Source organism: Bacteroides sp. OM08-11 (assembly GCF_003438665.1).
Lineage (GTDB): Bacteria > Bacteroidota > Bacteroidia > Bacteroidales > Bacteroidaceae > Bacteroides > Bacteroides cutis.
In genome coordinates this window covers 637,198-651,689 of record NZ_QSTJ01000001.1, presented here as the reverse complement: position 1 = coordinate 651,689, position 14,492 = coordinate 637,198, and the positions used below count along the sequence as shown (strand labels likewise).

The window sequence follows — 14,492 nt, the reverse complement described above, 5'->3', positions numbered from 1 at the left end:
TATCATGAAACATATATTGAAACTAGGAAGCCTGTTACCCATTTTTCTGATGATAGTTGCTTGTACTGAGGTTGAAAAAGGGCAATATGCAATAGATACCGTAGCACCGGGAACAATCAGTAATTACAGCGTAACCAATAAAGAGGGAAAATCCGTAATTACCTATGACTTGCCGGACGACGAGGACTTACTTTATGTAAAAGCATCCTATAAATTGAATAATGGCAAGGATATGGAGGTAAAGGCATCAGCCTATGTAAACGAATTGGAAGTGCTTGGATTTGGCAAGGCAGCCGAACATGACATCAAAGTGACCACTGTAGACAGAAGCGGCAATGAATCCGAACCGGTGATTGTGAAAGTCACCCCATTGGACAACCCCATATACAAGATCTTTGATGAAATGCAAGTAGCCAGTGACTTTGGTGGTTTAAGTCTGAAATGGGAAAATGAGACGGAAGAAGAAATCATCATTTCCGTAACCACCCCCAACGAATATGGAGAGATGGTAAGCGCACAGAATTTCTATACCAAAGCAGCACAAGGTGCCGGTTTCGTACGCGGCTACTCCACGGAAACTTCAGAGACGGAAGGAAGACGTTTTGCCATCACCATTACCGACCACTGGGGAAACCAGACCGATGTGAAAGACGAGATATTCTATCCCATCTATGAAATCCAAATTCCTTCGGACAGATTTGCTAAATATGTGGTACCGGGATATGGCGACCCGGGAGTATACAACAGTTCCAAGACTCCGTATACAAAATTATGGAATAACAGTTGGGGAACCAATGATGACCATTATCACTCAAAAGTAGGTCAGAAATGGCCTTTCAACTTCGGTATGAATTTAGGACGTTTGGTGAAACTGAGCCGTTTCAAATATTACCAACGTACCGGTGGAAGCAAATGGAAATATCTTTTTGCACATGGTAATCCTAAACGTTTCAAGGTATATGGAGTGCCAGCCACAAGCGGTGGTGTGATACTGGATGTCACCGAACCTAATAACGACTGGATTTTATTGACCGAATTCACCTCCACGAAACCTTCCGGACTTCCTCTCGAGCAAACCAACTCCGATGACCAGGCAGTAGGTAACAACGGAGAAGACGTACTGATCCCCATTGAGGCACCTGCCGTACAGTGGATCCGTATTGAAGTGGAAGAGACATGGGGAGGCGTAAAAGACTTCATCCACATGGCAGAGTTAACTTTTTATGGCAGTTTAGTAGAAAACTAAAAATATAGATTATGAAAAACAAATTGTATATATCACTAATAGGATTGGCAGGATTGACTACATTTTTCTCATGTACGGACATCAATCATCTGCACGAACCTTATTTGGACCGGGGAGAACAAATCTATTTGGGTAAACCGGATTCCATACACATGTTTTCCGGCAAGAACCGTGTCTTGGCAGATGTCTGGTTTTCGGATGTCAAAGCTAAGAATTTGGTTGTGAAATACAACGGAGATATAGACTCCATCTGTATTCCCTTAGTACGCGATCCGGAACATCCACTACGTTCTGATCCGGTTTCCATAGAGATACCCGATGTAAACGAGGGTATAGCCACCACTTTCAAGTTCATCATCTATGATGCAAATATGAAATACAAGTCTCTTACCGTGGAAGCTTTAGGAAGTGCATATGGTAACGATTATCAGGAGTCCATCCAAAATCGTATTCTTACAAATACGACCTATAAAAACGGACAACTGAAAATTGTTTGGCTGAGTACAGGATCCACGCAGATACAATATACCGAAATCAAGTATATTTCGGAGAATGGTGAGGAAATGACCCATAAGTTGATGCCTACCGAAACTGAATGCAGTTTTGGCGTACAAGCCGGCAGCAAGGTACGTTATCGCAGTGTTTTCCTTCCGGAAGAGACTACGGTCGACCTCTTCTATACAGATTATAAAGAGTTTGTTGTAGAATAATAAATTCACATCATAAAAACAAATATTCAATTCATGAGGGTTTGTCAAAACTCCGATACAGCTGTCATATAGTCTGTCATTCAGTTTTGGCACACCTCTCATGTTTTGTTTTATAACAATCCTTATCTCCTGTCCGGCATTTTACATCCATGAAGCGTAACGAAGGATGAATTAATTCACTACATTTGCTTTCTAAAAACAAAACGAAAACAAAATCACCATGAAAGACGATTTCGACTATCGGTTAGTTCCTTCCAATTACATCCATTGCTTCAACCAAGCCTGCCCCTTCAGTGGCAACTGCCTGCGCCATCTGGCTGCGCTTCAGGCCCCGAAGACAAATCCTTACGTCGTTACGGTAAATCCGGCTGCCTATCCCGAAGATGCCGCGCGTTGCCCCCACTTCAAAAGCTCTGCAAAAATCCGCTTTGCCTGGGGACTGACTACTACTTTTGACAATATCCCCTATAAGACGGCTTTACTGCTGAAAAGAAAAATCCGCAATCTCTATTCCAAAACGACTTACTACCGCATTCTGAACCAGGAACGTTCCCTTTCACCGGCAGAACAATCCGAGATTACCCACATTTTCGAGCAACATGGCATCACCTCAGCTCCCGTATACGATAGCTATACCGAAGAATACGACTGGGGAAACCGTGAAAACAGATAGACAGGGCTTCTTTATTACTCACTTATTAGCAACGAAGTACATGTCCCACCAAGTTTCAATAAAGTGGGACTTTATTCTCATTTTATTGAGAACGTATTCCCTATCAATAGAGAACGCGTTCTCACTTTATTGGGAACAGGTTCCCTCTTTAGTGGGAACGCAAGACTTTCACTAAAGCCGAAGACTCCTAATACCCAAAGCATATCCTTTCGTACAGGTATTGCCAAGAGGAAGCCTATTTCACAAAATAACTAAAGAAAACCGGATTGCTTTCTTCTGATATTTGTTCTAACAAACAAGACAGATTATCATTAGGATGTTTCCCATCTGCCTGCACTGACATTTTAAGTACGTCTGAAGGGTAAACAAAAAAGATACGCCCGCCGCCACCTTCAACCGGAATAAAATTAGGCATGACGAGTTGGTAATCCGTATTCATGACAAGATGATAATTCTTTACTTCTTTCTTTTCTTTAGACAAGACACAAAGCCCGGGTTGGTTGGTTCGGAAGAGCAGATATCCCGGCATATCACACAAATCGGTCATTGTATAAACGTATTTGTTCTCCCGACATATCTCGTTCAACTCTTCACACGTATAGGTTCGTTTTCCGGAAGTATCAGGAAACGCCTTATCACCCCATCCTATAATATAACCTTCTTCTATCAGACCGTCTTTTGTTGCATATATTGTATTATCAAACTTGCGGGTAAGATACACCGGGTCATTTCCAGTCATTGACATAGTACCAAACGTACAGAAAGGTGCAATTTCAGGCAATGGTTTCCACAAAGAATGGCGGTGCCCGATTTCTTTTTCTATAGCCAATAGAGAGTAATCGGACAAATGATTGTTTGCATAAGTTTCCTTCCGCAAATAAATATACTGATCCGTAACAGCCAAAGACTTATAAATAGCCTCTAAACGTTCGGTACGTTCATAAACCCCGTCGAAGGTATAATACTGGATAGCCGGAGGATAAGTAAGCAACAACAACCTCTTTGCTTGCCTATCTATCGCCATATCAAAAAGATTTACATATTCACCGGGACCACCACCGACTGCATGTATCGTAAACAAATGTTTACCTGATTTAGCATAGCCAAGCACTTGTTTCATTTCCATATCCAGAATCAGAAAGCGGTCTTCATTCTCTATAATCCTATCTGCTCCATGAATCAAGGCATTCTGCTTTGTCTCGGGTATAAAAAGAGACGCACTATCTAAAAAGCTGGTGTCATTCACCAATCCATCAATCTCCACAACGGGAATCACCTCAGCGAAACCATCCACATTTTTCTTCGTACAACCAGAAATAAGTAATAGAAAAATGCCGGTTATAAACAATATTTTTAATTCCATAATCATTTAACCGGTACCCATTCACTTTCTGTACCCGGTTCACAGTCAACCACTCCTATTCCAAAACAGTCAGTTACTGTTGTTACTAAATATGCATATTGTTCTTCCCCTCTTATAGTGACTAAATATGGGCCTGCCTGTTTAGTCTTCGACTCCTTACTTTCGCTTTTCCCTCCTCCTTCATCAGAAGCTAAAGCCTCAATATCAGCTAACAGTATTTTACTCATTTTCCCTTTTTTAGTCTCACTTTCTAATAAAAATACTACAGATAAAAAACCAACGAAACAAAAGACAATAAATAAGTTCTTTTTAATAATTGTTTGTTTTTAAAGTTATTATTTATCAAAGAAAGTAATAATAACCCCAATAGACAACTTTTAAGCAAGAATTTTCGTATAAGATATGCTATCCACCAATCATTTTTCACAGATTTATTATACCTTTGTGTTCCAAAAGAAACAGAGTCACAACATTATGGAACAACAACTGACCATTTACAACACCTTAGATAGAAAAAAGGAGTTATTCGTGCCTTTGCATGCCCCACATGTAGGCATGTATGTTTGCGGACCGACCGTTTACGGTGACCCGCACTTGGGACACGCACGTCCTGCCATTACTTTCGACTTGCTCTTCCGCTACCTTACACATATCGGTTACAAGGTGCGTTATGTCCGCAACATCACCGACGTGGGACACCTGGAACACGATGCGGACGAAGGTGAAGACAAGATTGCCAAGAAAGCGCGTCTGGAGCAGTTGGAGCCGATGGAAGTGGCGCAATACTACATCAATCGCTATCATCAGGCGATGGATGCGCTGAATGTGCTTTCTCCAAGTATCGAACCTCATGCCAGTGGACATATCATCGAACAGATAGAACTGGTCAAGGAGATATTGAAGAACGGATATGCTTACGAAAGCGAAGGTTCCGTTTACTTCGACGTGGCCAAATATAATAAAGACCACCATTATGGCAAACTCTCTGGACGTAACCTGGACGATGTGTTGAACACGACCCGCGAACTGGACGGCCAGAGCGAGAAGCATAACCCTGCCGACTTTGCCTTGTGGAAGTGTGCGCAGCCGGAACACATCATGCGCTGGCCCAGCCCGTGGAGCAACGGTTTCCCCGGATGGCATGCCGAATGTACCGCTATGGGAAAGAAATATCTCGGAGAAAACTTCGATATCCACGGGGGCGGAATGGATCTTATCTTCCCGCACCATGAATGCGAGATTGCACAATCGGTAGCTTCGCAAGGACATGACATGGTACGTTACTGGATGCATAATAACATGCTGACTGTAAACGGGCAGAAAATGGGAAAATCATATGGTAATTTCATCACACTGGAAGAGTTGTTCAAGGGTACGCATCCCATGCTAGAACAGGCTTATACACCGATGACCATCCGTTTCTTCACTCTGCAAGCACACTACCGCAGCACGGTGGACTTCAGCAACGAAGCGCTGCAAGCTGCCGAAAAAGGATTGGCACGATTAATGGACGCCGTCCATGCGCTGGACAAAATTACTCCCGCAGCCACCTCTACCGTAGACGTGAAGGCCTTAAGAACTAAATGCTACGAGGCAATGAATGATGACTTGAACTCGCCGATTGTCATTGCACATCTTTTTGACGGTGCCCGGACGGTGAACAATATCCTTGCAGGAAATGATACCATCACAGCAGAAGATCTGAAAGATTTGAAAGATACTTTCCACCTCTTCTGTTTTGATATTTTGGGACTGAAAGAGGATAATGCTTCCAATGAGGAACGTGAAGCGGCTTTCGGCAAGGTAGTGGACATGTTGCTGGAAGAACGCATGAAGGCAAAAGCCAATAAGGACTGGGCTACTTCTGATAAAATTCGTAACGAACTGACCGCACTTGGGTTTGAGATTAAAGACGGTAAGGACGGATGCGAATGGAAACTGAATAAGTAGTTTTATATTCAAACAATACAAAATCAAGAAGCTGCCCCAACAAATGGGCGGCTTTTTGTATAGATAAACAATAAAAATCAGATCTTATCTCTTGCTTATCAAACATATAGGGAGATATCACACGTAACATTCTGAAGAGTATATCTGCCCAAAAACATTGACTTCGGGAGATTGATTTCATAAGCATCGACTTCAGAACACAAAGCCGAATCCGGCATACCACCCTACTTTCTTAGTCTGGTTAGACCAATTGAGCTGTACCTCCACGGGACCCAAAAAACTATTATACATATAGCCAATGCCTGTACCTATCAAGTCGTATGAATGTTGAGACTCAAAAAGTTCATGCAGTTTATCAGAAGTACGTCCGTAGTTGCCCGTTACCAATACATATTGATTTTTAAATAAACGTTGGCGAAATTTCAAACCGGCCACTATCAGTGTACCCGAAGCCAGTTCAGCACGATTGATACCGACAAAGGGTATCTGTTGGGGCATGTATCTACCGGCAATGCTACCACCGAGAAGATTAGTGACGGCAAAGGCATTGTCACTGTCACCCGCCAATAATCGTCCGTTGACGGAGGGAATGACGGTGAAGTTCCTTGATGGTGTAAAACAACCCATCCAATGAGCCGATAAGGCGGAAATGGGATTGTTATCTTTATACTGGAACAAGTTGTCAGTATATAAATTATAATTCACCGACCAAGACATACCTTTGGTGGGAATACTTCTTCCATTCAGGCTGTTATACAACAATCCGACAAAATAACTGAACAGAGATTCATTTCTAAACATCACGGCATCAACCGGCTCAAGCGATAATAAGTCGTGATAATTATAGTGTTGGAAAGAGATACCCGCACCCACTTGTACCTTATTCCAGTCTTTTGCCGCACCTGCTTGGAATTGTTGATGGGTAAACGTGAGGTCAAGGGTACGCTTTCCTTCATTATAAATATTGATGTCTTTATAGTTGAACTGGTAATTCAGTCCCGCCTGCCAACCTGTACCCCATTGATAGTTATATCCGACACGTGCCATAGTACGCTTCCCTAAACGTGCCGTAAGGTCAATCTGTGATTTTTTCTGTTTACCCAGATAAAAATCTGTATTTACCTGCAATGCCGCCAATTCTTCGGTATCAAAACGGAAACCGATATTCAATTTATTCTCTCTTGAAGCGGAAACGGCTATCTGCGGGTCGACAGGAATGTTTTTCTGTTCAGTAATATCAGAAACAGGTAAAGGTCCCGGACGATGAGGCCGATAATCTGTAGAAAGCCCCATCTGCTTTTTCAGAGCAATCAGTTTATCCCAATCGGACTGGGCGGCACGTTCTCCACGTACTATCAGGGTATCAATAGCTTCCTTAGTAAAACTTGCCGCAGAATAACCGGCAACATCTACCTTTATATGTACATTAGTCTTACGTAAATTCTCCTGATATTTCTTTTCTCCTTGCAGGTTGATGATCTGTCCGAAGATGTCTTTCACAGATTTCAACTCCACGGCATCCAGCAACGGACTTTGTACATCGACACCGATAATGAAATCGGCACCCATACCGAGAGCTACATCTACCGGATAATTATTGACCATACCACCATCTACCAGTACCATACCATCAAGATAAACGGGAGCAAAAACTCCGGGTATCGACATACTGGAACGCATGGCAGTAGCCAATATACCTTGATGAAAGATAACTTCGGTACCATTCACCAAATTCTCGGAAACACAAGCAAAAGGAATAGGCAAACGACTGAAATCGGTGAAATCCTGATAACCCTCCGTCAATGTGGAAAACAGTTTTGCCAGGTTCTTACCTTTGATAATTCCGGCATCCGTAACATCGGTAGATTTAAAAGAAAAAGGGATAGAAAGTACGTAGCGTTCGGAACGTAAACGGTCGTCCAATAAGACCTCTTTCGGATTGGGTGCATCCGACAGCAGGAATTTCCAATTTTGGGCATTTACCATGCTATCCAGTTGCCCGGGTGTGTAACCGATGGCATAGAGTCCGCCTACAATGGCTCCCATACTGGTACCCACCACATAATCGATAGGGATACCCGCTTTCTCTATCACTTTTAATGCACCGATATGTGCGGTTCCTTTGGCACCGCCACCACTCAATACAACGGCCACCTTCGGGCGGTCTTGTGCCCAAAGTATCAGTGGAAAGAATAATAGCCAAAACAATAATTTACGTTTCATCTTTCTCGTTTGGATTTTAATAGGGATGTGAGAAAGATAGAACAATTAACTTTATCTGTTAGTTCACTGTTAATTAGGAACTGAGGTTAGAGAAACAAAAAGGACACTTCTTTACAAAAGTGTCCTTTCCAATTTATTAATCCAGTATGAGAACTGAGTATACCGCAATTACCCGTTTATTTTTCATAAGGTATCATATCAGCCAGAATACCTTCTTTATACCAAGGATCATCAATCTCCTTGAGAACTTTTCCCATCTCAGTACACAGTTCCTGCACTACCTCCCTGTTTTGCTCCAAAGGAAGATTATTCATCTGATACGGGTCTTTTTCGTCATCAAACAACAGGCTTCTTACAAGCTTATGGTCTTTACGATCAATGTAGAGTGCCAATGTATAGCGAGCCGACTTGAAACCACGAGATGAGGGGAAATAAGAATGAATTTTGCCATCAGCTTCTCTTTCTCCATCCAAGTTCTGAATATAAAGGGCACCGGTCGGGCGCACAATTTCTGCCTTTTCATCGAAGAAAAGTGGTGCATAGTTACGTCCTTGTACTTCCGAAGGAATAGAATCGGATAAGCCTGCCAAACCTAACAAAGTAGGCATAATGTCCGGTGAAGACATCATAAGATTATCTACACGAGGTTTCAGCTTATCAGGATAACGTACCAGGAAAGGAGTATTCATGGACTCGGAGTACGGTGAATTCTTCGGATCATTCGTACGCTGGCTACACATGGTTTCTCCATGGTCGGATGCAAAGACTACAATTGTATTCTTATCCAGCCCAAGTTCTTTCAAAGCATCAAGTATTTTACCGAAAGCACGATCGACTCCCGTAACAGAAGCGAAATAGTAGCGTACACTTTCTGCTTTCTCCATTTTGGGATCGGCATTCGGACGAACGAGCAAACTATCCAAAGGCTGGTCTTTGTACAAATTAAAATCTTCCTCCATACAGTCATCCAAAGAACGATAAGGACTATGAGGAGGATTCATTCCTACCATAATAAAAAATGGTTTCTTCGGATCACGCACATTATCTTCGTTCTTTAAATAAGAAACCACCTTACCGGCTTCCCACAACGGAGACCATTCATGCGGATCATGTCGATTACCATCCGTATCCCAATAATGGGGATTTTTATGTTCATCGAACGTCCCGTAAGAATACCAGTAATTAAATCCATGACGGCGTTCCTTCGGTGTATAGGCATCCCATGCAGGAATACGGTCTTCTACGTATTGTCCCGGACGTTGAGGGTCGTTGGGAGTCGGAAAGTCAGCATGTAGTTTACCAAAGTAGGCACAATCATATCCGGCTTTACTGAAAACGTCACCCACACACTCAACATCTTCACGTAAAGAACTGATAGGACGGTCTGAATTACAGTTCAATGGAACACCACTCTTGTTAGGATACATTCCGGTGAGCAAAGAACCACGGTGAGGGCTACTCAATGGACAGTTGCTCATCACAGAGGTCAAGACAACAGATTCTCTGGCAAAGTCGTTCAGACGGGGAGTGTGTACCGGATCATTGCGAAAGTTCACCTTATCCCTAAATCCTTCCTGTCCCCAAAACTCCATAGCCTGGTTACGGAACTGATCCGGAAAGACATATATCACATTCGGTTGTTGCGCCTGTTCTGCCTGAGGGGCTTTACACCCCTGCAAGGCGAACAAACCTAAACCACTTAACAAAAGATTAAACTGATTTCTCATTTTTTCTCCAAGTCTCTTTTACGCTTCAAACCTTCCAGGAAGTAATAATCCGCATAATTCAAAGGAACATCAATTTCGGCATTGTGGGGAATGCTACCTACGGAATGCATCAGGATAAAGTTGCCATTAGTACCCACTTCAGCACGGTATGCAGGCGTTGCAAGACTTTCCATGATTTTATCGGCAGTCTCCTTATAACCTTTACCCGGAATATAAGTACTCAACTCATAAAGAGCAGATGCGGTACATGCTGCCGAAGACGCATCACGAGGTTCATTCGGAATGTTGGGAGCATCATAATCCCAATATGGAACGAGATCTTCAGGAAGATTTTTATTATTGAAGATAAAATTGTATACTTTTTCTGCCTGATCCAAATATTTTTGATCATGAGTATAGCGATAACACATAGTATAACCATATAAAGCCCATGCTTGCCCACGAGCCCATGCAGATTCGTCAGCATACCCTTGCGCTGTTTGTTTTTTACGAACCTCACCGGTTTCGGGATCATAGTCCACTACATGATAACAACTGTTGTCAGCACGGAAGTGGTTTGCCATAGTAGTATCAGCATGTTTCGTTGCTATATTATAAAAGGTGGAGTCACCGGAAAGTCTGGTTGCTTCGAACAACAACTCAAGATTCATCATATTATCAATGATAACGGGACACTTCCAACCACGTGTACCTTGCCAACCTTTATCAGCGTCCCAAGATTGAATGACACCTGCTCCGGGACGGAAACGAGTAGACAGTGATTTAGCTGTCTGTATGATAACCGGTTTGTATACTTCTTTATTAGCAAAACGATATCCATTCAAATAACTACAACCAATCATGAAACCTACATCGTGATGCCAAGTTAAATACTGCACAGAATCCAAAGCTTCTGTATACTTTTCAGCCAATGGCAACCATTTCTTGTCACCTGTCAGTTCGTACATGTACCACATGCTTCCAGGGTAGAAACCAGAGCACCAGTCTTCGATAGATATATAATGAATACTACCATCCGCATTGATTGTTCGCGGATTAAGAACTTTGCCGGATTTTTCAATAATGTCTGTCTGAATTGTGTTCTGAGCCACTGCATTATCAATGTTTTCCTGGATAAAATTATTTTCGGTTTGCTTTTGTCCTGCGCAACCCGCAAAAATAAGAAGGGAGACTCCCAACGTAGTGAGAACTGTTTTCATAATAAAGGATTTATTTATTAAATATTTTATGATTTTTCACGGGCAAATGTAACGCTCTTAAACTAAAAAGACCCTCATAAATCATCCAATTAAAAGCTAAAATATTACATTTGCGTTCAAAAACAGCTATTTTAGTCTTCTATCACCGATCATTAAACATTAATTATCAAATATCATGACCCCACAAGAGTTTTTCAAAAAAGATCTTTTTGCCGATAAAGTCGGTGTAGAATTACTGGAAATAAAAGAAGGATATAGCAAAGCATCCCTTCTTATTAAAGAAGAACATCTCAATGCAGGACACCGTACTCAAGGAGGAGCACTCTTCACTCTAGCAGATCTTGCACTGGCAGCAGCCGCTAATTCACATGGAGCACTGGCCTTCTCACTTTCCTCCAATATCACTTTTCTACGTAGTAGTGGACCAGGTGACATACTGTATGCCGAAGCACGCGAGCGTTATACTGGGCGCAGTACCGGATATTATCAGATAGACATCACCAATCAAAAAGGAGAGCTAATCGCTACATTCGAGTCCAGCGTATTTAGAAAAGGAGACACTCTTCCATTTACTTTGTAACAATAGAGGCCATCGGATAGCGATTACCTCTTACACTTTTCAAGAAAGCTTTCGCCGAACCGAAATTTAGATACATATCCAATCGTATGGGAAGGTGGTTTTTGTCATCGGATATATAGAATGTGATGACTTCTTTCTCCTTCCCCTTTTTGTATTCCACAAAAGAGAATACCAAACAACGATAAATCGTATCATTATTAGCTTTTATCTCTTCCTTCCCACGATAAATAAGAGTCTGTTCTTCTACTCTACGACCTGTTGCCATCGGAAAAAGAATACGATCTCCCACTTTATAATCATTGGGGTTGTAAGAACGCGCCTGGGCAAGGATACTCAACATATCAAAAATACAACGGGTGTCGCTATATTCCATTTCCTGAATAGTTCCATCACGCCAAGTTCGTTTCTGTTTCACAATCGATTTACCATCGTTATAGGAAAACCAAGCCTCATCCACCGTATAGCGTTTACCTTCTTCAGCAGCTTTCCTGAAATAAAGAGGTTCGAGTTTATCACTGACATAGCATGTCAAAGTATCCCTCATTCTAAAAAAGAAATCAGTCTTCTTACTACCCACGGAAAGGAGATTAAAGCGATAGGCAGGTTTGGAATGGTAGGTAGTGGCATTTGTTGTCAAACTGGCAAGTCCCACCTTCTTCCAAATAAACTTCCAGTTGAAATATAAGTCATACATGACATGTTCACCCGACTTAAAGGCTGTATTCTCTGCCGTACACTGTGCTTGGGCAGAAGAAGGACTAGCCAGAGTAATAAACCCCACCAGTAAACATAGAGCGAATATTCTTTTTTGTTTAATAGCTATAACCTCTGCCACTATTGCGACTACTGCTGTTATTATTCCTATTGTTGCTATTCTTGTTCTTTTTCTTGTCTTCATCTGGTTTTTGTTTTTTTAGTTCATCCGGTTTTTGTTTATCAAGCGGCTTGGCTTTCACATCCCAATCTTGCACTAAATCAAAATTAGCCTTAAACTCCAACACCTGCGGATAATAATAAACCATTTCCGGCTGGCGTTTGTTGACGTAATCACCAGTATCCCATACACCATTCCCATTTGTGTCATTAACCAAGCGAGCTCCGTACTTACCCGGATTTAAAAAGTAGAAATCCGCTTTCCCATCGACAACAGGAACCGTCCGTACCACTTTGTCCTGAGGATCCAATAAATCGACGAAAGCCACAGAGTCCGCTCCCGTTATATTAAAGAAGATCTGTCCGTATTCTTCCAAGTTCTTCACCTTAAACTCTTTCTTTACCTTATCGGTAAACATACCATATAACCCATGAAAAGCCATAGAGTCTACCTCAAAAGCATAACTTTCACCGGGTTTCCAGTCGGCATATAGATTATAGCGTTTCAAATCCAGCGAATCCCGTACAAAATCAAACGGTATATCTTGCCATAAAGAATCCACTTTCTGCCGCACATGTAAAGCCGTATCGTTATAATGAGCAATAGGCTCAGTAAAAGTCAATGTTATATAATCATATACATCCATAGCAGAAGGTGCATACACATCCATGGCAAGGAAAGGAGGTTGCTCCGGTTCCTCGGCATCTCTCTTCTTTTTCTTCTTTTTCTGCTCCTTCAACTTCTTCTCCAATTCTTCTTGTTCCTTTTCCTTCAGTTTCTTATAACTTACTTTTGAAACGAACTTCAGAGTATCGGTACGCGGAGATAATTGCTTCAAACTATCTGTATATAAATAAGTAAGGTTTACTTTCAATGTATCCTGTTGATAAAGCAAAGAATCTTTTATCCAATAGTGTATAGTGTCATTCCGTCCTGTGGTTTGTTCCACAACAAAGGCATCCTTTTCATCAAAATTCAACCCTTTTAATAAAGGCAGACTATCTGCCGGAGCCGAAAAATAGATAGAAAACTTTTGAGGGGTAAGACGCTCGGTTTTCAACAAACGCTGAGAGAATATCTGTTCCTTGAAACAACGCAACATCACATTATCGGGAAGGAAGTACGTGTACTTACGTTCCATGATAGTATCTATAGTTAAAGAATCTTTCCAGAGCGTGTCTTGCCTTACGCGTTCTTCCATAGAAGGAATGATAAGAGAATCATTGAAAGCGATAACTTCAGTCGGTTGTGAAAAATAAAAATTCTGATCCGCATCCTTCAATGCATAAATACGATATTTACCGGGAGCCACACCACGTATAGAGAACTGACCACGGCTATCCGTCCGTCCTACACGATCAAAAGGCAGTGTGGTAAATGCTGAATCTGCTAGATTGGCATGTAATCCTACCAACATTCCTTTTACCGGTTCCAAATTAGACGCTTCGAGTAATGTACCGGCTATAGCCATCGAATCAAGTTCCGCACCGGTAGAAAAGGTATATGTAAAAGCTTCCAACGGATTTCCCTCGTTATTATCCTGAATAGCATCCGCGAAATCTACAGTATAAGTAGTATTCGTCTTCAGAGTATCCTGTAAAGTGATAACCACTTTCTTACCATTAGACTTTATCTCAGGCTGCTGCACCTGAGGAGGGGAAATAACCACCTTTTCATTAGCTTTATCCAACTTGATAAACTCATCAAACTCGATTACTATTTTCTTCTTTTTATTATGAAGTGCGCCGGGCAACGGGGAACCCGCAACAAAACGGGGAGGTGTCTCGTCAATAGGTCCTCCTTCCAAACGACCTATACTGGCACAGGAATACAAAACAGCTACTATGGCAACTGCTCCCAATAACCGGTGAAAAAGCGGTTTCATCTTATTATGATGTTTACAATGTAACATGTTGCAAAAATAAAGGTTATCCGACAATTAGCGGT

Annotated in this window: 12 protein-coding genes; 5 read left to right on the top strand and 7 right to left on the bottom strand. The window is 41.9% G+C overall.

Annotated elements, in window-relative coordinates:
* Positions 1-4 precede the first annotated feature (4 nt).
* From DXC10_RS02415 to DXC10_RS02405, 3 genes are all read left to right on the top strand, one after another.
* Entirely contained in the window at positions 5-1,246 is a 1,242-nt protein-coding gene (locus tag DXC10_RS02415; protein WP_158557807.1) for a DUF4959 domain-containing protein, read from the top strand.
* 11 nt (positions 1,247-1,257) lie between these two features.
* Complete coding sequence (locus tag DXC10_RS02410; RefSeq protein WP_101542146.1) at positions 1,258-1,956, top strand: DUF4998 domain-containing protein; 699 nt, start codon at positions 1,258-1,260, stop codon at positions 1,954-1,956.
* 220 nt (positions 1,957-2,176) lie between these two features.
* A complete protein-coding gene (locus tag DXC10_RS02405; protein WP_101542145.1) occupies positions 2,177-2,629 on the top strand; it encodes a DUF6078 family protein in 453 nt (150 codons plus the stop codon).
* A 235-nt stretch (positions 2,630-2,864) separates the two neighbouring features.
* On the opposite strand, the gene DXC10_RS02400 is transcribed toward DXC10_RS02405, so the two are convergent.
* Together DXC10_RS02400 and DXC10_RS02395 are read right to left on the bottom strand one after the other, a co-directional pair.
* On the bottom strand, positions 2,865-3,992 hold the full coding sequence (locus DXC10_RS02400) for a 6-bladed beta-propeller (RefSeq protein ID WP_117737361.1): 1,128 nt from the start codon (positions 3,990-3,992) through the stop codon (positions 2,865-2,867).
* Positions 3,993-3,994: 2 nt separating this feature from the next.
* Positions 3,995-4,219, bottom strand: coding sequence for a hypothetical protein (locus tag DXC10_RS02395; RefSeq protein WP_101542144.1), 225 nt, complete (start codon positions 4,217-4,219; stop codon positions 3,995-3,997).
* A 247-nt stretch (positions 4,220-4,466) separates the two neighbouring features.
* Between DXC10_RS02395 and cysS the strand changes: the two genes are divergently transcribed.
* Positions 4,467-5,942 carry a cysteine--tRNA ligase gene (cysS, locus tag DXC10_RS02390; protein ID WP_101542143.1) on the top strand — a complete coding sequence of 492 codons (1,476 nt, stop codon included), beginning with the start codon at positions 4,467-4,469 and terminating at the stop codon, positions 5,940-5,942.
* Between the two features lie 192 nt (positions 5,943-6,134).
* On the opposite strand, the gene DXC10_RS02385 is transcribed toward cysS, so the two are convergent.
* From DXC10_RS02385 to DXC10_RS02375, 3 genes are all read right to left on the bottom strand, one after another.
* The gene (locus tag DXC10_RS02385; RefSeq protein ID WP_117737279.1) at positions 6,135-8,165 is read right to left on the bottom strand and encodes a patatin-like phospholipase family protein; all 2,031 of its coding nucleotides are present in this window, start codon (positions 8,163-8,165) and stop codon (positions 6,135-6,137) included.
* A 176-nt stretch (positions 8,166-8,341) separates the two neighbouring features.
* On the bottom strand, positions 8,342-9,892 hold the full coding sequence (locus tag DXC10_RS02380; RefSeq protein ID WP_101542141.1) for a sulfatase: 1,551 nt from the start codon (positions 9,890-9,892) through the stop codon (positions 8,342-8,344).
* Positions 9,889-11,091: a glycoside hydrolase family 88 protein gene (locus tag DXC10_RS02375; RefSeq protein WP_101542140.1), complete on the bottom strand. Its 1,203-nt coding sequence runs from the start codon at positions 11,089-11,091 to the stop codon at positions 9,889-9,891. Before DXC10_RS02375 ends, DXC10_RS02380 begins: the two co-directional genes overlap by 4 nt.
* Positions 11,092-11,266: 175 nt before the next feature.
* Between DXC10_RS02375 and DXC10_RS02370 the strand changes: the two genes are divergently transcribed.
* Positions 11,267-11,671, top strand: a complete 405-nt coding sequence (locus DXC10_RS02370) for a hotdog fold thioesterase (protein ID WP_117737278.1) — start codon at positions 11,267-11,269, stop codon at positions 11,669-11,671.
* On the opposite strand, the gene DXC10_RS02365 is transcribed toward DXC10_RS02370, so the two are convergent.
* On the bottom strand, positions 11,661-12,569 hold the full coding sequence (locus DXC10_RS02365) for a DUF3108 domain-containing protein (protein WP_101542138.1): 909 nt from the start codon (positions 12,567-12,569) through the stop codon (positions 11,661-11,663). The genes DXC10_RS02370 and DXC10_RS02365 overlap by 11 nt on opposite strands.
* Complete coding sequence (locus DXC10_RS02360; RefSeq protein WP_117737277.1) at positions 12,484-14,457, bottom strand: Ig-like domain-containing domain; 1,974 nt, start codon at positions 14,455-14,457, stop codon at positions 12,484-12,486. The genes DXC10_RS02365 and DXC10_RS02360 overlap by 86 nt, the downstream gene beginning before the upstream one ends.
* Positions 14,458-14,492: the final 35 nt, after the last annotated feature.

Bases quoted from the DNA above. Each gene is read 5' to 3' on its own strand.
- DXC10_RS02415 (WP_158557807.1), top strand. From the start codon at position 5: ATGAAACATATATTGAAACTAGGAAGCCTGTTACCCATTTTTCTGATG.
- DXC10_RS02410 (WP_101542146.1), top strand. From the start codon at position 1,258: ATGAAAAACAAATTGTATATATCACTAATAGGATTGGCAGGATTGACT.
- DXC10_RS02405 (WP_101542145.1), top strand. From the start codon at position 2,177: ATGAAAGACGATTTCGACTATCGGTTAGTTCCTTCCAATTACATCCAT.
- DXC10_RS02400 (WP_117737361.1), bottom strand. From the start codon at position 3,992: ATGGAATTAAAAATATTGTTTATAACCGGCATTTTTCTATTACTTATT.
- DXC10_RS02395 (WP_101542144.1), bottom strand. From the start codon at position 4,219: ATGAGTAAAATACTGTTAGCTGATATTGAGGCTTTAGCTTCTGATGAA.
- cysS (WP_101542143.1), top strand. From the start codon at position 4,467: ATGGAACAACAACTGACCATTTACAACACCTTAGATAGAAAAAAGGAG.
- DXC10_RS02385 (WP_117737279.1), bottom strand. From the start codon at position 8,165: ATGAAACGTAAATTATTGTTTTGGCTATTATTCTTTCCACTGATACTT.
- DXC10_RS02380 (WP_101542141.1), bottom strand. From the start codon at position 9,892: ATGAGAAATCAGTTTAATCTTTTGTTAAGTGGTTTAGGTTTGTTCGCC.
- DXC10_RS02375 (WP_101542140.1), bottom strand. From the start codon at position 11,091: ATGAAAACAGTTCTCACTACGTTGGGAGTCTCCCTTCTTATTTTTGCG.
- DXC10_RS02370 (WP_117737278.1), top strand. From the start codon at position 11,267: ATGACCCCACAAGAGTTTTTCAAAAAAGATCTTTTTGCCGATAAAGTC.
- DXC10_RS02365 (WP_101542138.1), bottom strand. From the start codon at position 12,569: ATGAAGACAAGAAAAAGAACAAGAATAGCAACAATAGGAATAATAACA.
- DXC10_RS02360 (WP_117737277.1), bottom strand. From the start codon at position 14,457: ATGTTACATTGTAAACATCATAATAAGATGAAACCGCTTTTTCACCGG.